This is a genomic window from Halomonas sp. I5-271120 (assembly GCF_030553075.1).
In the GTDB taxonomy this organism is placed as follows: domain Bacteria; phylum Pseudomonadota; class Gammaproteobacteria; order Pseudomonadales; family Halomonadaceae; genus Onishia; species Onishia taeanensis_A.
This window is the reverse complement of sequence record NZ_CP130701.1, coordinates 3,685,541-3,705,568: the sequence shown is the minus strand read 5'-3', so window position 1 is coordinate 3,705,568 and position 20,028 is coordinate 3,685,541. Positions and strand designations below refer to the sequence as shown.

The 20,028-nt window shown below is 58.1% G+C and carries 19 protein-coding genes and 5 pseudogenes; 15 read left to right on the top strand and 9 right to left on the bottom strand.

What is annotated here, in order from left to right:
- Positions 1-57 precede the first annotated feature (57 nt).
- Both Q2K57_RS16700 and Q2K57_RS18395 read left to right on the top strand, forming a co-directional pair.
- Positions 58-597: a GNAT family N-acetyltransferase gene (locus Q2K57_RS16700; protein ID WP_304525754.1), complete on the top strand. Its 540-nt coding sequence runs from the start codon at positions 58-60 to the stop codon at positions 595-597.
- A 111-nt stretch (positions 598-708) separates the two neighbouring features.
- On the top strand, positions 709-819 hold the full coding sequence (locus Q2K57_RS18395) for a hypothetical protein (protein ID WP_369700276.1): 111 nt from the start codon (positions 709-711) through the stop codon (positions 817-819).
- A 59-nt stretch (positions 820-878) separates the two neighbouring features.
- On the opposite strand, the gene Q2K57_RS16695 is transcribed toward Q2K57_RS18395, so the two are convergent.
- From Q2K57_RS16695 to Q2K57_RS16665, 7 genes and pseudogenes are all read right to left on the bottom strand, one after another.
- Complete coding sequence (locus tag Q2K57_RS16695; RefSeq protein ID WP_304525753.1) at positions 879-1,202, bottom strand: gamma-glutamylcyclotransferase; 324 nt, start codon at positions 1,200-1,202, stop codon at positions 879-881.
- A gap of 184 nt (positions 1,203-1,386) precedes the next feature.
- On the bottom strand, positions 1,387-1,716 hold the full coding sequence (locus Q2K57_RS16690; protein ID WP_304525752.1) for a hypothetical protein: 330 nt from the start codon (positions 1,714-1,716) through the stop codon (positions 1,387-1,389).
- Between the two features lie 599 nt (positions 1,717-2,315).
- On the bottom strand, positions 2,316-2,741 hold the full coding sequence (locus Q2K57_RS16685; protein WP_304525751.1) for an arsenate reductase ArsC: 426 nt from the start codon (positions 2,739-2,741) through the stop codon (positions 2,316-2,318).
- 146 nt (positions 2,742-2,887) lie between these two features.
- The gene (locus tag Q2K57_RS16680) at positions 2,888-3,028 is read right to left on the bottom strand and encodes a hypothetical protein (RefSeq protein ID WP_304525750.1); all 141 of its coding nucleotides are present in this window, start codon (positions 3,026-3,028) and stop codon (positions 2,888-2,890) included.
- Between the two features lie 109 nt (positions 3,029-3,137).
- Positions 3,138-3,625, bottom strand: a pseudogene (locus Q2K57_RS16675) (SOS response-associated peptidase).
- 37 nt (positions 3,626-3,662) lie between these two features.
- The gene (locus Q2K57_RS16670; RefSeq protein WP_304525749.1) at positions 3,663-4,160 is read right to left on the bottom strand and encodes a type II toxin-antitoxin system YhaV family toxin; all 498 of its coding nucleotides are present in this window, start codon (positions 4,158-4,160) and stop codon (positions 3,663-3,665) included.
- Entirely contained in the window at positions 4,157-4,492 is a 336-nt protein-coding gene (locus Q2K57_RS16665) for a type II toxin-antitoxin system PrlF family antitoxin (RefSeq protein WP_304525748.1), read from the bottom strand. Before Q2K57_RS16665 ends, Q2K57_RS16670 begins: the two co-directional genes overlap by 4 nt.
- A gap of 916 nt (positions 4,493-5,408) precedes the next feature.
- On the opposite strand from Q2K57_RS16665, the pseudogene Q2K57_RS18390 reads away from it, so the two are divergent.
- The 10 genes and pseudogenes from Q2K57_RS18390 to Q2K57_RS16625 form a co-directional block, all read left to right on the top strand.
- A pseudogene (locus Q2K57_RS18390) lies at positions 5,409-5,552 on the top strand (hypothetical protein); the annotation flags it as partial.
- 96 nt (positions 5,553-5,648) lie between these two features.
- Positions 5,649-8,765, top strand: coding sequence for a DEAD/DEAH box helicase (locus Q2K57_RS16660; RefSeq protein ID WP_304525747.1), 3,117 nt, complete (start codon positions 5,649-5,651; stop codon positions 8,763-8,765).
- A gap of 369 nt (positions 8,766-9,134) precedes the next feature.
- Positions 9,135-9,305 (top strand): annotated as a pseudogene (locus tag Q2K57_RS18385) (HipA domain-containing protein); the annotation flags it as partial.
- Positions 9,306-9,328: 23 nt separating this feature from the next.
- On the top strand, positions 9,329-9,988 hold the full coding sequence (locus Q2K57_RS16655; protein WP_369700315.1) for an Rpn family recombination-promoting nuclease/putative transposase: 660 nt from the start codon (positions 9,329-9,331) through the stop codon (positions 9,986-9,988).
- Between the two features lie 147 nt (positions 9,989-10,135).
- Positions 10,136-10,447 carry an antitoxin Xre/MbcA/ParS toxin-binding domain-containing protein gene (locus tag Q2K57_RS16650; protein WP_304525746.1) on the top strand — a complete coding sequence of 104 codons (312 nt, stop codon included), beginning with the start codon at positions 10,136-10,138 and terminating at the stop codon, positions 10,445-10,447.
- Positions 10,448-10,713: 266 nt separating this feature from the next.
- Positions 10,714-10,971: a type II toxin-antitoxin system RelB/DinJ family antitoxin gene (locus Q2K57_RS16645; protein WP_369700275.1), complete on the top strand. Its 258-nt coding sequence runs from the start codon at positions 10,714-10,716 to the stop codon at positions 10,969-10,971.
- Positions 10,971-11,243 carry a type II toxin-antitoxin system YafQ family toxin gene (locus Q2K57_RS16640; RefSeq protein WP_304525745.1) on the top strand — a complete coding sequence of 91 codons (273 nt, stop codon included), beginning with the start codon at positions 10,971-10,973 and terminating at the stop codon, positions 11,241-11,243. The genes Q2K57_RS16645 and Q2K57_RS16640 overlap by 1 nt, the downstream gene beginning before the upstream one ends.
- 754 nt (positions 11,244-11,997) lie before the next feature.
- Positions 11,998-12,777: a transporter substrate-binding domain-containing protein gene (locus Q2K57_RS16635; protein ID WP_304525744.1), complete on the top strand. Its 780-nt coding sequence runs from the start codon at positions 11,998-12,000 to the stop codon at positions 12,775-12,777.
- Positions 12,778-12,840: 63 nt separating this feature from the next.
- Positions 12,841-13,029 (top strand): annotated as a pseudogene (locus tag Q2K57_RS16630) (ATP-binding protein); the annotation flags it as partial.
- 95 nt (positions 13,030-13,124) lie between these two features.
- A pseudogene (locus Q2K57_RS16625) lies at positions 13,125-14,091 on the top strand (IS1595 family transposase).
- 35 nt (positions 14,092-14,126) lie between these two features.
- Here the strand turns inward: Q2K57_RS16625 and Q2K57_RS16620 are convergent.
- Entirely contained in the window at positions 14,127-14,867 is a 741-nt protein-coding gene (locus Q2K57_RS16620; protein WP_304525743.1) for a DUF3307 domain-containing protein, read from the bottom strand.
- A complete protein-coding gene (locus Q2K57_RS16615; protein WP_304525742.1) occupies positions 14,867-15,508 on the bottom strand; it encodes a hypothetical protein in 642 nt (213 codons plus the stop codon). The genes Q2K57_RS16620 and Q2K57_RS16615 overlap by 1 nt, the downstream gene beginning before the upstream one ends.
- Before the next feature lie 406 nt (positions 15,509-15,914).
- On the opposite strand from Q2K57_RS16615, the gene Q2K57_RS16610 reads away from it, so the two are divergent.
- From Q2K57_RS16610 to Q2K57_RS16600, 3 genes are all read left to right on the top strand, one after another.
- Entirely contained in the window at positions 15,915-16,643 is a 729-nt protein-coding gene (locus Q2K57_RS16610) for a hypothetical protein (RefSeq protein ID WP_304525741.1), read from the top strand.
- A gap of 239 nt (positions 16,644-16,882) precedes the next feature.
- Positions 16,883-18,103: an O-antigen ligase gene (locus tag Q2K57_RS16605; RefSeq protein ID WP_304525740.1), complete on the top strand. Its 1,221-nt coding sequence runs from the start codon at positions 16,883-16,885 to the stop codon at positions 18,101-18,103.
- 482 nt (positions 18,104-18,585) lie between these two features.
- The gene (locus tag Q2K57_RS16600) at positions 18,586-19,941 is read left to right on the top strand and encodes a site-specific integrase (RefSeq protein WP_304525739.1); all 1,356 of its coding nucleotides are present in this window, start codon (positions 18,586-18,588) and stop codon (positions 19,939-19,941) included.
- Positions 19,942-20,028 lie beyond the last annotated feature (87 nt).

The window sequence follows — 20,028 nt, the reverse complement described above, 5'->3', positions numbered from 1 at the left end:
TTCAACTAGAACCCGGACAGTGGCTCTGCACATGCGCATGGCACCAAAGGAGCCTCCATGGAATTTTCGCAAGACGCCCGAGGGCGCTATCAGGAGCTCGTCGCGCTGTTCACGGCGACCTTCACCGCCTCTGAGGGAGCGTCAGAAGGCACGCTGATTGGCGACCTGGTGCGTAACCAGCTGTCTCGCACGCCAGCGGCGGATCTCTATGTTTTCACCGCCGAGTCCGATGGTGTGGCCATCGGTGGGGCGGTCTTCACGAGGCTGACCTACGACCAGGATGATCGGAGCGTGTTTGTACTCGGCCCGGTAGCGGTGGCGACCGAGAGGCAAGGTCAAGGTATTGGGCGGCAGCTGCTGACTTATGCTTTGCAGGCGCTGCGTAAGGCGGGGATCGACATCGCTGTGACCTATGGTGACCCGAACTACTACTCGCGTGTTGGCTTTGCGCCGGTCACTGGGGCGCTCATCCCCGCGCCTTTCACGCTGCAATACCCCGAGGGCTGGCTCGCACAATCGCTCGCGGAGACCGAGATAACGCCGCTGAAGGGAACGGCGCACTGTGTCGAGGCGTTCAATGATCCAGCCTTCTGGTAAGAGACATACCGCGCAGTGAATCCGAGATCGCTGTCGCAGTGGCGGCATCGCCTCAGGGTCATCAAGGCGATGGCTCGATTATAGGCCGGGGCCAATGTCGAAAGCATTGCCATGGGTATAGGCTATGCCAGTATCTCAGCGTTTATCGCGATGTTCCGGCGTCTCACCGGTGAGACGCCGGATGAGTACCGTCGACACCTAAAGCAAAACATACCGGGATAGTGCCAGACTCCGAGAAGAAGGCCCGGCACCTAAAGAGTGTCAGCGATGCGACCAGTGCTTCAGCGCAGGGCGTATACGTAGGCTTCAGTTGTGCCACCCTTGGAAAGTGTCACCGTCGTCAGCTGTCGTTTGTACTCTGCCCCTTCAAAGTCGTCCAGCGCGGTCCAATGCTGAGACAGGTTCTCCGACACAAAGACATGGCCTTCAATATCGTCGCCGGCGTCATCCAGTACCAAGCCGGGAAACCCCAACTCGGCGCCCCAACCCGCTTCGATGAGACGGCCCTTGATGCTTCCAGCTTCCCAGGTGCCGCCTATCTTCTGCATGACGTGTTCGTTGGGGCGGCCGGGGCCAAGCGTTCCGTAGATGAAAAGGCGTTCCATGACATGTCTCCTAGCGGGATAGTGGAAAGGGGAAAGGGGAAAGGGGAAAGGGGAAAGGGCGAGAATTCTGGTGAAACATCTAGGGTGGAGCAAGCCCGGCAGGTTCTCGGCATTGCCGTGTCATTGTCTGGCTTCAACCTAATAACCAGACAGCAACGGCGAAGCGGTTACGCACAAGGCTGATTTAGAAAATAAAAGAGTCGTTTCCGATGTGGCGGGAAAGATGATGCCGCCAGCAGCGGCCATCGCTACCCTTCAGGTAGGCGGGGAGTTCCACGAAGGTGATGGGCTGGCCGCACACCTGGCAGCGGGCGTTTTTCATCAGCGGCTCAATGGACCGGGCGAGCAACGTCAGTTCGATGGGCGTGATGGCATCATGGCCGTGCTGTACCCACTTTCTGGCGATCTGGTGGGCTTCCGTCCCTTCGGGAAAGACATCTTGCTCAAGCAGCCTGGCTAATACCCAGGCCACGGCTGGCTCTTCGGGTCCATTGAGAATGGTTTCCCCATCCACGAGAAATCCTCACAGGATAGGTTTGTGTTTCATGAATGTTAATACTGGATGGGTTGGTGCGCCGGATCACGAGCCGCCTCCGTCATCGGCATGGGCGGTGTCCTAAACGTTAAGTCATCCACGACGACGATACATTCACAGCACTGCACATCCTCTATGGGCAAGGCGCGGAGCACCTCACCGCGTGTGTGTCCAACCTGAAGGATTTCGCCCACTTGAGGCATGTGGTCGGCGTCCAGGGGATGAAGGAGAGAACTGCCGGGGGTGTAGCTGACGATAAGGAGCTTCATGGTATGCCACGCTCGATGAATCGGAGCCTTCCTGGCCATATCGCCCGGGGAATCGAGGTTCGTCACGGGCCTGGGTAAGGAGTGGGCCTAGCGCCTCACTCTATGGCGAACGCATCTTCTGATGTTAGAAACGATACCGCCTTGTTCATAAGGACAGGACGTTGTCGGCGAAGGGGCTTCTACTTTAGCGTTCTCGGAATACATCGGTAGGCCCTCTCGGCCCAGGTTCATACAAACTCTTTGAATGTGGCACATGGCGCCACGATTGGCCATATCCCGCGCCCTGATCCATGACCAAAGGTGAGGTGGCTATTGAGGAATGTCGTCTCGTTCCTTGAGCTGAAGCCACAGCTGGAGGCGTTGACGGATTTCCTGCAGTGCTTGTTCGTAGGCATCGGCTCGTTCGATCAGGCGAGGGTCGCGGATGTTCCAGTAGAGGTATTCGGTGCTGCTGCCTTGCCAATCGCGACATGCCTGCTGCGCCTTGTCACAGAGCACGATGACGGCATCGAAATGCTCGCCCTCGAACTCGTCCAAGGACTTGCTGGCGAGTTGCTCTGTCGCAACTTCCTGTTTTTGCAGCGCCGCTAGTGTCTGCTCATGGGGTCGATCGGGCTCGGAACCGGCACTGAAAGCCTCGAAACGCTCACCTGCCAGGTGGCGTAACAGTGCTTCTCCCATCAAAGAACGGGCGGAATTGGCGTTGCAGAGAAAAAGCACGCGCTGTTTCTGCATGAGGACGTCGCTCCGATAGCACATTTTGATAAGCATTTATAAATGCCTGTCATGTCATTCACGTGACAGATAGCGAGGCCGTCGTCGCCAGCGCGGCCCAGAGTTAGGAGGGTTGTGGCGACGGTACTCAAATCATCAAGAAAGCGTCACCTTACCTGAGCATGCAAGTGGAAGGTTTGCTTGCCCAGGTCGATACCGATGATGGTGGCAGTGGTCATGGCGAGGTCCTCATAAAAGAAGAAGCCCGACAAGCATAGCCTGCTGGACATCGAGGTCAGGCTGACCATCTCATTAACCCCCCTGGCCTTGCGTTGAAGGCTGGGGGGTCTGTAGAAACGCGCCCGTGATCAGGTATCTCTGCCGGCACAAGGACCTGCTGAGAACGACCGTTGGCCACTATCTCGAATAACGGATCAATGGCCAGGATTCGGCAGACAACGGCTCAATCAAACTGACGTCGTCATTCCCCGGACGGTTCACGCGGGTGCTCACCGGCCATTGAGTGAGGGTATCGGCGGGCAGATGGTGAACCAGCTGGCGTATGGTTTTGCTGTCGGTCAGGTGGGGATCTAGCCAAGGCTCCAGGCTTTCGGCTTCCAAGGCTAACGGCATGCGCGAGTGGATCTCCTTGGCCACACCTCGAGCGGGCTCGGTGAGGATCTCGCAGCCGGGCATGCCGTCCGGCCGCTCGCTCCAGATGCCAGCCAGACCGGCTCATGATCTGCCCGGCATAGGAAGTGCGGCTGCTTCTTCTCATCTACCGGCAACCACTCGAACCAGCCATCCGCCGGCACCAAGCAGTGGTGATGGGCGAAGGCACCGCGGAAGTAGTTGGAGGTGGCCACCTTGACCGGTGCGCCGCCGACACTCCCGGAATGGTTCATGGCTTGCTAATTGAGGGGCAATTCCAGCATGTCGAAATTAAGGCTGATCATCCTCAGCCCCTAGAAGCGCTTTGATGTGTTCGCCATCCCTGATAGCCGCTCTCCACAAGTCACTCCAGCTATCTGGTGGGTGACCATTCTCGAGCATCTTACTGAAGGTAGTGTAAGCGTCCTGCTTGCTGCCATAGGCGCGCTTGGTGGATTCGTCGTTGACCCAGGCGTAGATGAGGATTTTGTTCGCCAGGTCATAGCGAAAGAACAGCCGGTACTGCTGGTAGAACTTTGCCCGGCACCAATGAGTGTGCCTAGACCCGAGAGTGTTTCCTTGGCGATACTGAGAGCCTGCCGGATCTTGTGGAATGTCGCTCTTGGTCAACTTCACAACCGCCGCCAGACGCTTGGTGGCCGGTTTGCTGCGATATCCGAGTGGATCCTTTTCCTGAAGTCGCTTTACCTTATTGGTGAGCGCATCGACCTGCTCCAGGAACAGCGGATGTGCGTAGATCGTCCATCCATTTATCTCCAGGGGGTTCATGCGTCGTCGTCGTCCTCTGCCAGTTCTTCATCGAGATCTACCTCAATGCCTGCCGTCAGGCGTTCGGCCTCGGCAAAGGTGCTGGCAGTGACAGGACGAATGTTGGCCGGGTGCTCCTGCAGATCGCGCTCCAGGAAGGCCAGGAAGCTGGTAATCACGGGATCTTGGCCGGGCTCATCGCAGGCACGAGTTAGCACTACTTCCCCATTGGGGCGAATCATGTAATGAATCCGATCACGGCGTTTCAGCTTCAGCGCACGACGAACCGATGCCGGAACGGTCGTCTGGTAGCGATCCGTCAGGGTGGAGTCATCCTCAATGGTCGTGTTCATGGTTGGCCTTTGCTCAATGGTAATGCAACTGTTATTCGAAAAAGGTAATGCGATTGCATTGCCTCGTCAATGTTAGTGAAATCAATACTTGTTCACCAAGCGCATCGACAATGCCGTCGCACGCCATGGAGAGTTCAAGAGCCTCTCTGGTTTCCTGGCCCTTGCGGCCCTGCATGAGCTCGAACGTAGCGCGGGTTGATCCAAACCTCACACAAGCGCCCAGACCCTTGGCCTGGGCGCTTGCATTTACGCTGGGTCTCACCGAAGGCCGTCCTGAGATCGACTCATAGCCCCGGGGCGTGAACCTCTACCCGTAATCCAGCCCGTATCACTGTGTCAGATCTTTATAAGGCCTCGCTGGTAGCTTTACAGCGGCCGTTTGAAACGGCTCAGCTGGATGCTTATGGAAGTCGAATTTCCCTTAGGTCACAACCTGACGAGGATTCGTCTATGGCGACTTTGCCCGCCGGATCGCCCGGTATGATCGTCGGGCGAGTCTCCTGCTTACCTCGCAGCGACATGATAGTGGATGTGCTGGAGCAGGCACTTCAACATACGGCTCCGATAGCTAGGTGTTTAGTCCCAGGGTGTAATGGTCCCTGACATTCGAACCCGGCCGCTTGGCATATGAGCTCGCGTTGTAGTCTCAATGCTTGATCGTTATCTGGCACCGGAAGTCGCGCGATCGGCAGGAGATGGCCTGAACCCCAGCGATGGTTGTCAATCCATGACGGCTTCGGTCCAATGGCCGTTTTGGTTTTGACCTTGAGGCGTACCCGTGTCTGATTCTCTTCCGACGAACGACTCCTTGGCGTTGTTCATCGCCTTGCTCCAGCGCGATTGGCAGGGCAACTTCGATAACGGAGCGTTTCAGCGAGGTCTTCGATATGCCAATCAGCAGCGTGTGTTGGGAACGATGGACCTGCAGCGTAAGCATGAGCGGGTAACACTGAGCGGCAATGTAGATGGCAGCCACAAGCGGCCTTATCAGACGCGGATCGAGATTGACGTAGTAGATAAGTATGGGGCATTGAGTACGAGCTGCAGCTGCCCCGTGGGCGTCGGCTGTAAACATGCCGTCGCCTTGATCCAAACGTTTCTCAATCAACTGGGCGATGGAAAAGACACGTCACTCGAGTCGAGTGCGCCATCAAACGTGGATGAGACGAGTGCGCTCAAGCAGCAGTGGGATCATTGGATTAGTCAATGGGAGCTGACCGAGACGTCACTGGCCGAGGGGCAACGCGTTGACGCCAAGTATCGACTAGGACTGTTCTTGGATCGCGGCGGTCGACATGCCCATGTGCCTACGTTGACGGTGATTCCAGTGTGGTTGCGACCCTCCAAACAACGCAGCCGCGGAACGGGATGGGTCTCTCCCCGCCACATCGAAGTCAGTGCCTCGGGAGAGTTAGTGCCGGCCCCTGAGGCGGGCTGGCTGGCCGAGCAAGAAGACGCGATTGATCTGCTGATGCACGGCAAGGTAGAGATGCCCTGGTCGAGCGGTCAGCCGCCATGGGCGCTGATATCACAACCGTTTCAGGCGCGGGCGTTATGGGCATTACTAGACAGCAATACGCCGCCGCTATTGTTTTACGGCAAGCAGACAGGCCCTCAGCTGGAGCATGGCCCTGAGTGCCGCCTGGCGCCCAGCTGGCAGGTAGATGACCAGGGCGTCCAGCAACTGCAAGTGTCGACGATGCCTCCCGACATGCTTTCCTCCGAGGCCATCATTCTTAGAGCTGGTCGTGAGCTCTGCTATCTCGATCCCGAGCGTGGCCAGTTTGGCCGAATGGACGGCGATCCAGACCTGTTTGCCATGTTACGTCGGGCGCCGTCGGTACCACCCGAGATCAGTGACTGGTTAGCAGAGCGGTTGCGTGAGTCGAAGAGGGCGGGGGCGGCATTTCCGGCGCCTAGCCAAGTGTCAGAGCACACTCTGGAGGACGTGGCGCCGCGGCTCAAGGTGACCATGGTAGTGGCTGAAGGCCAAATTGGCTTCCGTCATGGTGCGCCGTTACCTCGTTGGATCCAGACAGGAGCGGCGGTCGTCAGCTTTGACTATGACGGAATCGAGGTGCCTCCTGAAGAAGGCGAGGTCGCTAAGGGCTACCGAAATGGTCGGCGGCTGACGGTGGTGCGCGATCCGCAGGCGGAGCTGGCATTGGTGCGCGCCCTGCCGCCTGGGATGGTGACGCTGGAGCGGCTGGCCGAGCTGCAGAGGATGCCGGACCATCTTGAATTGCCCCCCTGGACGTTTCTGCTGCCCATCGATGAAACGCCTCCGACCAGCGCCGTGGAGTGGCCGACCCATCTGGCGGACCCCGATGGTTGGTGGGACATGATCGCCCAGCTGCGTCAGGCGGGTTGCCTGGTCGTGTTCAGCGATGACTTTCCCGATGAGCCAATTCGCCTCGAGCCGGATAGCTGGCATGGCGAACTGGAGCCAGCGGGCAATGGGTGGTTCGATCTGGCGCTGGATATCGAGGTGGCAGGGGAGCGGCTGAACCTACTGCCGATCCTACGCCAGCTGTTGATGCGTGAGGATTTTCCGTTGGAACCCTGTGAGGAGGAATCTAAAGACGCGACCTGGACGCTGAGCCTGCCGGATAACCGGCAGCTGGTGCTGCCTCTGGCCAAGCTGCGGGCGCTAATGTCGCCGATCCTCGACTGGTTGGAAGATGAAAGCGATCCCGAGGAGGCGCTCAAGCTGCCACTGACAACGGCCGAGCAGCTTGCGCCCTTGGCTGAACAAGAACACTGGGCGGGACGCGAGAACGTAACCGTTTTGGCTCAACGCCTACGGGAGCTCCCCGTCAGCGTCCCCCAACCATCAGGGTTTGCCGGAGAGCTGCGTGACTATCAGTCTCGAGGTGTGGCCTGGTTGCGCTTTCTCTCCGAGCTCGGCACGGGAGGTATCCTCGCCGACGATATGGGGCTTGGCAAGACAGTTCAGGTGCTGGCACATGTACTCGATGAGCATGCCCGTGGTGCGCTGGAAGGGCCAGTACTAGTGGTAGCGCCTACAAGCCTGGTGGGCAACTGGTGTGCTGAAGCCGCACGGTTCGCCCCGAGTTTGAAGGTAATTGTCTTGCAGGGCAGTAAAATCCAGCGTCATCAGCAGATCGAGAAGTCCCTACCCATGGCCGATATGGTGATAACTACCTACCCGTTGCTGATGCGCGATGTGGTCTTGTTGCAAGAACAGACGTTTGGTCTATTAGTGCTTGATGAGGCTCAGGCGATCAAGAATGCGGCGAGCCAGACAGCGCGTGCTGTACGCGAGCTCACCGTAGAACGAGCGTTGGCGATGACAGGGACGCCGTTGGAGAACCATCTGGGCGAGCTGTGGGCCCAGCTCGATGTGGTGGCACCGGGGGCGTTGGGCAGCCAGCAGTGGTTTGGGCAGCGTTTTCGCGCCCCGATCGAGAAGGACGGCGACGTATCGCTGAGCCAGAGCCTTTCGCGGCGCATCGCGCCTCTGATGCTGCGCCGAACCAAGCAGCAGGTGCTGAGTGAGTTACCTGATAAGACCGAGACGCGTCGCGAGATCGCGCTGACCGGTGGCCAGCGCGATCTCTATGAGAGCCTGCGCCTGGCCCAGCACCAACGGGTGCAAGAGGCCATCGCCGAGCGTGGCCTGGCCGGTTCCGGTATCGTGATGTTGGATGCGCTGCTTAAGCTGCGTCAGGCCTGCTGTGACCCTCGCCTGGTCAAGCTGGACAGCGCGAAAGAGGTGCGCCGCTCAGCCAAGCTGGAGCAGTTGCGTGAGTTGCTGCCGCCGCTGATCGAGGACGGGCGCCGGATCCTGATCTTCTCGCAGTTCACCGAAATGCTCGGGCTGATTGGCCAGGCGTTGGAAGACGACCACATCCCCTACACGACTCTTACTGGCGACACTCCGGGCAAGACCCGCACCCAGCGGGTAGCGCTGTTCCAGCAGGGCGAGGTCCCGGTCTTCCTGATCAGCCTCAAGGCCGGCGGCACCGGTCTCAATCTCACCACAGCAGATACCGTGATTCACTATGATCCTTGGTGGAACCCTGCGGTGGAAGCTCAGGCGACCGGACGTGCTCATCGCATGGGACAGCAGAATCCGGTGTTCGTCTACAAGCTGGTATGTGCCGGCACCGTGGAGGAGCGCATTCTCGACCTGCAGGCGCGCAAGGCGGACCTGGCCGCCTCGATCCTGGAGGGTGGTAGGGAACAGAAGAGCGATGGTCCCCTGTTCGATGAAGAGGATCTGGCGTTACTGTTCGCGCCAGTGGAATAGTTGGTGTGAGAAGTCCGTGTGAATTCTGCTCAGAGGGGCAGTCGTGACATAAGCGGTATCCGTGCCTGGCGGGTTGGTCGGGCTTAATATGCTGCTGGAAGGCCATGCCAAGGCCAGCTGCGTAATTGACCTTCTCCCCCCCCCCCCCCCAAAAAAACCGGTCCACTGGCAATTTGAGATTTTCGCTACGTTTACCCTGATAGCAGGAGGTCTCGCGATGACTCGATACCGTCATTCCGAAACGCGGATCATCACCGTCCTTAAGGCCCACTTCAGGGGGAGCGCCTCGATCGCCGAGCTAGCCCTGCTGAATGGCGTGACCGATTACTGGGTAAGGGCAAAACGGCAGCCCTATTCAATATCGCATAGGTGCTCGCCGCCGAGACCAGCGATCCCGATATCGCTGAATTCATCCGGGGTCTTGTGTTCTGCGTTCTGACGGGAAACGGCAATATGCACAAGAAGAACTGGTCACTTATTTATCCCGAACGGCAAAACGCCTCACTCGCGCCGGCCTATGACCCTGTCTCGACTATCCCCTATATCCCCAGCGACGATATGGGATTCAGGATCAGTCGGACCCGCGCATTTTCCGAATTGACCACCTGCTCAAGGCCCATGTCACGACGCCGCGCCAAGGGTTGCCACCGGTGTTGCCCATCGTGCTTTACAACGGCTCGGATCGCTGGACGGCACCGCAAGACATCTACGACATGGTACAGCCGGAACCACCAGCCTTTCTCCGGGTCTATCAGCCGCACCTGCGATACTACCTAATCGATGAGGGCCGCTATACTGCCGAGGAACTAGGGCAGCGGCAGACCCCACTGAGTGGGGTGTTCGGTATCGAAAATGCCGTGGGCAGTCGAGAGGCCCTACAACGGGCCGTCGATCGGGTTGTGGGGATCATCCAGAATGATCCCCACAAGGAACGTACGGACGCCATCATCACCCGCTGGTTGAAGCGCCATCTTCAATGGCTCGGGGCTGGCGTTAACCTTGAGCAGCTCAACAGCTTGGTGGAGGATAGAGACATGCTGGCAGAAAATCTGGAAAACTGGGCGAAGAAAGAGCGGCAGGAAGGTCGCCAGGAAGGTGAGCAACTGCGTGCTGAACAGACAGCTCGTAACCTTATTCAGTTGGGTGTGCTGACGGATGAACAGATCGCGGAGGCGACGGGCCTTGCGCTGGCTGATGTCCGAGTCCTGCGTGCCAAGAGTTAAGTACTGAGAGAAGTAACTGATAATCCTGAATACCGGCATGTCGCCCGGCGACGTGAGTGACCCTTCCCTCGGTGCCCGTTCTCACGCCGGTGGTCAGCGTCAGCTAGGTACTTATCCTCACCCGCGAGTCTCTGACTGGAGGTTGCGATGACGACTGAACGCAATACACCGCGTGTTCGGTTACGGGGTAGTGTCATCAAGTACGAGGCCCCGCTAGAGCCAGCTGCAGAAGCGGAAGATTGGACGATATATGGCGCTGCCGAGCCAGTAGGGGAGATCGCAATCGCCGTCTGGCGGGCAGCAATCGAACTTTTCGAAGGTAATCGAGCTGCGGCAGAGCGTTGGCTATATAGCGAGGTAAAAGGCCTCGGCTGGAAGCGCCCCATCGATGTCATGCGAGAAGATCCTCATCAGGTACTGGATCTGATAGGCAGGCTGGAGAGAGGAGTTCACACATAACCTGAACGGCGTCGTGAGCGAGGAAGCCTTCCGCACTGAACTGACCCCATTGTTCAGACCTGGTCCGAATTTCGGGGACCACTTCGGCAACCGCTGGTCATGTGTGGCGACGCAGTAAGGCCGTCTTGGGCGTCATAAACCCATGTGTGGGATGAAAACAAAGTGTCATCCTAGAAAATAGAGAGTCACCCTCCGGTGATGACAAGGTGGCCTAGCCCGGCTATGATGTAGCTACGATGTAGCCACGATAGAGAGGGAGAATAATCATGAGTGCTGATACTGTGGTCCGAGCCCGCATCGATACCGAAACCAAGGAGCGCGCCACCGCCGCCCTGGAGGCCATGGGTCTGTCCGTGTCCGACGCCATTCGCCTGCTGATGCTGCGGATCGCCGACGAAAAGCGCCTGCCGTTTGCCGTGCAGGTGCCCAACGCCACCACGGCTAAGGCCCTGGAAGAGCTGGATGCTGGCAAGGGCAAGCGCTTTGATAGTGCGGATGCACTGTTCGAGGACCTGGGCATCTGATGCTGACCCCAATCCGTTCCAGTCAGTTCAAACGCGATGTGAAGCGGGTCCAGAAGCGCGGCAAGGACATGGACAAGCTACGGCACCTCCTGGGCCTGCTGCTCGAGCAAGCTCCCTTGCCGGATACCTACCAGGATCACCCGCTGCGGGGGAACTGGAAGGACTACCGGGATGCCCACATCGAACCCGATTGGTTGGTGCTGTATCGCGTAGTAGATGACGAACTGCACTTGGCTCGTACTGGTAGCCACGCTGATCTTTTCCGCGAGTAGGCAAGGCAAGCAAGAAAGGATGATACTTTACCTTGACGGCATGGCTGCCCCTGACCAGAAATCAAAGGGTTATAGCCCACCATAGGATGATATTCTTTTTCATCCCACACCATGTGTTGATGGCCATGGGGCTCTCGTTGGCCGTCAGTGCGGTAGGTGGGGCGATATAGCGAACAGGGCGAGGTAGGCAACAAGAGCCAGGTGGCGGACACGAGCAGACTGTCAATGCTGGGGGATGGATGTGACCGTCCAGCGCTGCGCTTGTTGCTTGAATTCAGGGTCGAACCAGGCACCTCGACTCGATTGTTGTCGGTCGGCAGCTATTTCCTACTAGGTGGCGATCTAGTCCTACCGACCGCTTCAGGAGATACTCCACCGCCTTGCCAGTCGCCGCACTGTCCGAACCATTTTTCGGTGCGCCAGCTACCTATAGGTTCAGCGGGCCGTCGATGAGCCCCACTTCACTCTTTCGGTAATACGCCGTGCAGGTTTCTACGAAAACCGGGACGATTCACATCTGTCTCATCGATCCGAGTGTGGTTAATGCACGAAAACTTCAGGTGAGTCATTTGCCTGAGCCAATAGGAACCAGGTACTGATCGGGATCTTGAGTTGGTGTGACGCAGTCCCTAGACGTGCTGCGTCCAGCAGTGAGGCAGAGATGCCTCGACCTACGATCATTGGATCGTGGCTGGGCCAAGGTCGACGTGGTAATTTCTTAATCCCTCATATTAACAATGATAAGGAAGTCACCATGACCCGTGTTACTGCAGGCTTGGCCGCTGCGTTGGCGTCGTTGTTGATCGCTGCTCCGGCCCACGCGGATGACCCGTTGACGCTCGCCGTGGATATTCCCTTTGAACCCTTCGAATATCGCTTGCCCGACGGCACCCTGACAGGCTTCGAAGTGGAACTGGGAGAGGAAGTTTGCCGGCGCATCCAGCGTGAATGCGAATGGGTGGAGCAGGGCTGGGACGGGATCATTCCCGGCCTGCTGGCCAGGAAATACGACGCCATCATGTCCTCCATGGCGATCACCGATGCACGCCGCGATAAGGTCCTGTTCTCCGAGCCCTACTATAGCAATCCCAGTGTCTGGGTGACCCAGGAAGGCCGGGAAATTGATATCGAGGACACTGCAGCGCTGGAAGGCCTGGCAGTGGGCGTGCAGCGAGGCACTATCCGGGACAATTACATCACCGATACTTACGGCGATCTCGTCGACGTGCGGCGCTATTCGACAGGCGAGGACCTGGCGCTGGATGTGAGGACGGGGCGCCTCGACGCCGCCTTCATGTATTACCCCCTGGCGCTATCATCGCTCGACGTCGACGCTGAAGGCAGTGACTTCGTCACGAGCTCGTCGTTGATTCGCGAGCCCAACCGTTACTTCGGGCATGGCGTCGCGGTGGCCTTCCACCCTCGCAATGAAGCCCTGGCGGATCAGTTCAACGAGGCGCTGCGTGAGATTAAGCAAGATGGCACCTACGACGAGCTCATGCACAAGTACGTCGACTACGACATCAAGATCTGAGGCCTTCCTCTGGCGCTGTTGTTCGTCCCAGTGAGTATTGGGGAGGTGTGCGACCAGTCGGCCAGCCTGATCATCACTGCCAACCAGCCGTTCAGTGCCTGGGACAGCATCTTCCCCGACAGCATGATGGCCGTGGCCGCCATCGACCGGCTGGTGCACCACGCCACGCTGATGGAGCTGAGCGGAGAGAGCTACCGGAAACGCGCCTACCAGCGTCAACTACAAGGAGGAAAAGCCGTGTCGTCAGGCTGACGACAACTACCCCCAACCGGTCATTTTAAAGGCTATGTCCCCGTTACGTGTTGGAAGGCTATCCTGTTAGTAGTTGCCTTAAGAGGTACCTGCTCATGGATGCTCACGCCTTCCAGCACTGGCTGGGCCAGCTGACCCAACTCAACACCAGGCAAAAGCACCTGCTTCGGTGTCAGCTTCAAAAGCGACCCCAGCAAGACGCACTCCTCGATACCTTGCCAGCGCACCAGGCCTGCCCACACTGTGCAGCCAATGACGCGTCGTTAGCTCCGTGGGGCTGGAGCCGCGGGTTGCACCGCCACCGGTGCCGGGAGTGCCATCGTACCTGCAATGCCTTGACGGCCACGCCACTGGCGCGCCTTCGTCATGCCGAGTGCTGGCTGGCCTATTCCCAGGCCCTGATCGAAGGGCTCACAGTAAGAGAGGCCGCGCGCCGCTGTGGGATCAGCAAGAATACGGCCTTCGCGATGGCGACATCGTTTTCTGACACGGGTCGCCGAGCATAGCGACACACGCGAAGCCGGCATCGTCGAGGCGGACGAAACCTTCTTCCTGGAATCCTTCAAAGGCCAACGTCTCCTGCCACGGCCATCGCGCAAGCGAGGGGGTGTCGGGGCGACAAGAGGCACTGGACCGGACCAGATTCCGGTCATGGTGGTGCGTGACCGAGCAGGCCACACGGCTGATTTCCAGCTGGAAAAACTCGACGCGCGGCATGTGCGGGAGGCGCTAACGCCCCTGATCGATCGCGAATCCGTGTTGTGCACGGACGGTGCCAGTGTGTACGCGGCCTTTGCCAGAGAGTGCGGCATCACCCATCGGGTAGTGCATGCCAAGCCCGGACAGCGAGTCCAGACGGGCGCTTTTCATATCCAGAACGTGAATGCCTACCACAGCCGATTGAGGCGCTGGATCGCTCGGTTTCATGGCGTTGCCACCAAGTATCTCGTCAACTATCTCGGCTGGCGGCGCCTGCTGGAGCGCTATGCAACGGCGATACAGCCCGTTCACTGTCTTCAGGAAGCGGTCGGGCGTCCCGTGCAATACGTAACAGGGACATAGCCTTTAATTAGCTCGAGTTTATTAGCTTGAAGCTATCAGCCCAGGTGCAGACTGCGTACCAGCAAGCCTAGAGCCAGAGTGGCTGACACGCTGAGCAGGGTGCCTAGAAGCACGTACTCGGTGAGCTTACGATCGCTGCTTTCGCGCAGGTCGCCGAAGCGCAGCACTGACTTGGCAGTCAGCAGGAAGCCCACGGCGGTCAGTTCGTCCAGCAGCACCAGTGTCAGTACCAGGAAGCGCTCGAGCATGCCGATGCGGGCTCCGGCCGCCGCCAGAGTCCCGGGGTCGTTGACTTCATCGCTCCAGGGGCGCATGGCCAGGGCTATGGCGATGGCCATCGGTCGGGTCACTAGCAGGTAGGCGCCAGCAAGCGTCAGGGCTCGTGGGGTGGTTATCCAGGCGGCGACTTCAAAGAGTGGCTGTAGGCTGCCTAGCCAGGCAAGCCAAAGCCCGAGTAGCACCAGCAGGTGTAATAGCTGGTCGAGTAGGAACCACCGCAGTCGGTTCGAATCAAGGTGTGCCTTGCCAAGGTCGATCAGTGCATGGCTGGTCGCCACGAGAAGCGTGCCGGCCAGAATTATGCCCGGCCCGCTCCCTGCGAGCGTGAGCACCAGAGCCGTGAGCAAACCGTGCAGGCATGCATGCCAGTAGAGGGCTGGCGACAATCGCTTGTGGCGTTGTTTTGAGTCCACCCATCGGCGCGGCTGAAGCAGAAAATCGCCACTCATGTGGCCTAGCACCAAGCCGAGCAGTGTCGCCATTTCTGGGGAAGTCATCAGTCAGGTTGCTCCGTGGCCAGGCGCTGTTGGAAAAAGTCCAGAGTATCGGCGAGCATGGCCCAGCGAGCGGCACGCAGGCGCTTGTGTACGCTTGGCTGGCGGATGCCTAGACGCTCGGCCATGGCCTGCTGGGATTCGTCGTGCCATAACCTCAGATAGGCGATCTCAGCTGAGTAGTGAGACCAGTCATCGATCAGCTCATCCACATAGCGGACCAGCAGCGTCATGGCGGCGTCATGAGGGGACCTAGCCTCGATCAGCGCCAGGTGGGCTTCACTCTCGCTCATGGCATCAAGCGCCTTGCCTGATGCAACGAATACTGGCCCGTCGGCGGATGCCAGGGGACTGTCGGGCTGCCACTCGTTATGACCAACGGCCACCGCGACTCGGGCATCCCAGCGTTGGTCTTGTGAATGCATGATCAGCTCGGCACGCAGAGCCACCGCGGCATGCAGAGCTTCGCTGGTGCCGGGTATGGCCAGTTGGAAGCCATCTCCCCGGTAGCGTTCGAAACGGCCGCCATAGTGGTTGGCAAGGCGTGCCAAGGTGGTATCCAGCATTTGGTAGAGAGCAGTCGTATCGCTGATTCGCTGTGATGCGATGATGTCGCCGGTCAGCACGGCAAGGGGCTGCCTCATGGGGGCGTTCTCTCATAGCATGGTTTGCCATAAAAATAGCCTAAAATGGCTATTTGTCAAATATATAGCCTAAAAGGGCTATAGGTGCATGATATTCTATTAAACGGCTATGTCAGATAACGCGCCAAATCGTTTCACGCTAGATGCTCGGCGGCCTGCTCGGTGAATCGCTTGTGCATGGATTTTGTGCATGGGTCTTGTGCATGGGTCAGGAGGCAGTCTCGCCTACCTGGCTCCATGGCTTTGATGTCAGCTTTGACGCCAGGCTTGAAAACAAGCTGTTCGCCGCTATCATATCGCTCATGATCGGCGGCATCTGCCGTCGGTCTGTTTACCAATGCTCGCTTCGCACCCCGCCCAGCCTTGGCTGGGCGGGGTTTTTTCTTGATCCACCAAGGGAGATCCTATGACCGATACAGCCGCTCAAGATACTCAGGACGACGCGCTGGTTCGTGCCATCACGCTGCAGATGGAAGTCGATGAGCTAAAGGCTGACGTTCAGCAGCTGAGGAAAGAGGCGCAGCAGGCCCAGAAGGCGCGTGACAAGGCCAAGCACGAAGCCGAGCAGTTGCGTACCCGCAACGCCAAGCTCAGTGACAAACTTGATGCCGCAAAGAAAGACGCGAAGCAGGCCAAGCACCTGGCGCGCGAAGAGTTGCAAAAGGCACGTGCCAAGCAGGATGCCAAGCGTGGCAAGTCGGCCAATAGCGGCGCTGATGAAGATGCGCCGTCGATCACCAGTGACGATGGCAAGGTCAAGGTGTCGCTGATCAATGACCAGGTCCACATTGCTCAGCCGCCTCATTACGTTATCAGTAGCACTCCGTTGAGCGACAGTGACCAGCATGAGCTCGAATTCTGCGGCCTGATCACCAGAGTTCGCGAGAGCGAGTACGGCGAGTTCGTGGAGCATGCTTCTCAGGCCATGGCGGCTCGCTGGCGACAGCAGAACCAGTGCCTGAGGGTTGAAGACCTGGAACTGCCAACAAAAGTTATGGCAACACTGGCCGAAAACGGGGCCGTGATGGTTAGTGACATTGAGAGCCGTTATGCAGCCGGCACTCTGGCGGACATCAAGGGGATCGGCCCCGCAGCCATCGAACAAGTGGACAAGGCGTTGGCTAGCACGTCTTGATTTGGCCTTCTGTGCGGTAGTGATGACTCGTTAGGAGTGGGGGCAATAAATCGACAAATACGAGAAAATTGCTTGATGCGGCTAACACGCATGTAGGGCTAAATGAGGGACCGGTGGTAAGATGCCGACCGATTTGGCGCGCTCAGCGGATACCCCCTGAGAGTCACTAAACTGCTGCTTCTGGTCCCTCTATGCCTGCTTCCGCTAACACTGATTCTACCCGTGGCATTTCTCACCTTATGATCATTTTTACCAGCGCTTGTGTATTTCTGCTGAGTGCATTGGCGCTGGTGATACCGAGTGGCTATTCAGTGGGGCCTGCTTTGCTGGTGCTGGCCAGCCTCACGATATGGGCTGCGCGCCCCGTATCCGACATCCAGCGTGAAGACTTCCTAATCATGGGGGCGCTTGCAGTATTTGGCTTGGTGGGGTGCTTGGAGGTGGTGCTGGATGGGCAAGGCACCTCCGGTTTCGATAAACCCAGTCGATACCTTCTGGCTATCCCTGTGTTGCTGGTGCTGCTGCGCTATCCACCTCGTCAAATGGCATTTTGGTCTGGATTGGCGATAGGCGCGCTGGGGTCTGGCTCTTTGGCGGCATGGCAGAAGTTTGTTGAGGGTGCCGCGCGCGCGGATGGATCAACCAATGCCATTCAGTTCGGCAATCTCAGCATGCTCATGGGGGTGCTTAGCCTTGCGGGGCTCGGTTGGGCTGCGGCTCAGCCCCGTCATCGTGCCTGGGTCTCACTGCTTGTCGTGGCGGGGCTTTCTGGCATCCTCGGCTCCCTGCTATCCGGTAGTCGTGGCGGTTGGGTTGGCCTGCCCTTTGTTCTGTTGGTGATGTATAGAGGTTATGGCCATTTTCTGACGCGAAAGCAGATTCTAGGAGCTGGGTGTGCCGTGATTTTGGCTTTGGGGCTTATATATACTTTGCCCCAGATGGGTGTGCAGCAGCGAGTCCAGGAAGCTGTAAACCAAATTGCCCTCTACGTTCACGGCGAGGGTAAAACAAGCTCTGTTGGGAATCGGTTTGAATTATGGAAAGGTTCGAGCCATCTATTCCTTGAGCGGCCGGTATTGGGATGGGGGGACCTGGGCTATGCCAAGCGAATGGGAGAGCTGGCGGACCAGGGGATCATAACGCAAAGGAGTGCACACTACGGTCATCCGCATAACGAGTTTTTGGATGCTGCATCGAAGCGTGGCCTTCTTGGAGTGTTCGCGTTGTTGGCCCTTTACCTTGTCCCCATGAGGTTATTCGCCAAGCGAATAGGGGCTGACGATTCAGCGACCAATGCGATTGCTACTGCTGGTGTGCTGCTTCCTGTGGCCTTTATCGACTATGGGCTGACCCAGGCCTTCCTGACGCACAACAGCGGCACCATGATGTACGCTTTCTTGCTGGTATCGCTTTGGGGGCTGTTGCGGCAACGTGAGCGTGAGATGGACGCTGCCGCTTAATGTTTGGAGTCAGGATCGTGGTCCGAACCACGCGAACTGATGGCTTCCATCAGTAATATTGCAACACCGCCCGTGAGTCTTGGGCGGTGTTGCCTTTTATGCCTGCCAAGATAATGACCTTCACCCGGGTCTGGCGCCAAAAACGTACAGGATGAAAAAGCAGAGCGCTCAGTGAGAGTAGCGTTTGCTGCTGGTAACTGTGGGGGAGGGTGAGATTCGGTAACACAATGAAAAAAGCCACTCGACAAGGCCGAGTGGCTTTTAATATTACTGGTCGGAGCGACTGGATTCGAACCAGCGACCTCTGCAACCCCATTGCGTTCACTCGGTATTTGACTAGAAATGAGGAGCAACAAGTTGGCACCATTTATCAATTAAAATCAATAGCCTGAAACAGTACCACAGTTTCTTCTTCGTTGCCCAGCGTATCCTGTTCTATCCTACAACTGCTACCTATTTGCTACCTAGAACACGGGGCCAGCATGTCAGGGAAAACCAATCAGAAGCTGACAGCCAGAACGCTTGAGCGGCTTGCGAAGGCGCCGCCGACTGATAACGTCTTCGACACCGAACTAGCAGGCTATCATGTCCGCCCTGGCAAGCGTGGACTGACTTTCCGACTGTACTACCGGACCAAGACTGGCCGCCAGCGCATCCTGACTATTGGCCGTTACGGCACCCTCACTGCAGCTCAAGCTCGCGAGAATGCCATCGAAGCGCTAGCTATCGTGGCCCAAGGCGGCGACCCCCGAGCCGTGCTGGAGGAGGCCAGGATCGAGGAGCAGCGCCAGCAGCAGCAAACGCTAGGTGCTTATCTGGCTGGTCCTTATACCGCCTTCCAGAATCGCAAGAAAGACGGCAAGGGTACGCTACGTAGAATCGAGAAAGATTTTAGCTGTTGGCTCAACAAATCGATGAGCAGCCTTAGTCGCGACCAAGTGGAGCGCTGGCAGGCCGAGCAGGAGTCCAAGGACAAGCCGCTGGCCTTTGGCAGTCTCAAGCGCTCCTATGACGCTATGCACGCTCTGCTGGTACATGCGGCCGAGCGCAAGGTGATACCAGCCAACCCCCTAGCTGGAGTGAAGTTGCAAAAACCCGCCATGTCCGATGATGCCATGGCCGATCAAGCAGTTAGCCGCCGCTATCTGGATGATGAGGAGGTTGAGGCACTGTTTTTTGGGCTGGAAGCGTATCAAGACGATCGGCGCCAACAGCGGCGCAGCAGCCGCTGTCATGGCAAGGCCTATCTGCCCGATCTTGAAGGCGTGACTTACGTGGATCACGTGAAGCCGTGGATTCTGACGATGTACTACACCGGCTTCCGGCCGGGTGATATCACCGGGCTTCGCTGGGAACACGTCAATCTGACCTTTGCCACTATTCGGAAGGTGGTAGAGAAAACTGCCCATCACCATCCCGATCCCATGACCTTTCCGTTGTCAGTGGCGGCCCTGGACGTCCTCAAGGGATGGCACCATCAGCAGGGCGAACCAAAGGCGGGGCTGGTGTTCCCCTCAGCGCGGAATGGTCGGCGTATGGACAAGACGGCGATGCAGAAACCCTGGGCTACCGTGCGCAAGCTGGCGGGGTTGCCTGATGACCTGCACCTATATAGCCTGCGGCACCACTTTGCCAGTCAACTGGTGATGGCCGGCGTGGATCTGCTGGCAGTCTCAAAGTTGATGGCGCACTCAGACATCCAGACGACAATTGCTCACTATGCGCACCTTAGCCCCGACCATACCCGTGATGCGGTTGAGGTGTTCGCACGCAAAACCCTGAGACAGGGTGCCGACAGAACTGACACAACTGGCGAAGAACCCCTGCAAAGCCCATGATTCGATAGGGCTAGCGCCGATGGTACGTACTCGTTTTCTCCGGATAGCTCAACGGCACCCCAAAAAGCGCTGCAATTGCCATCTGCG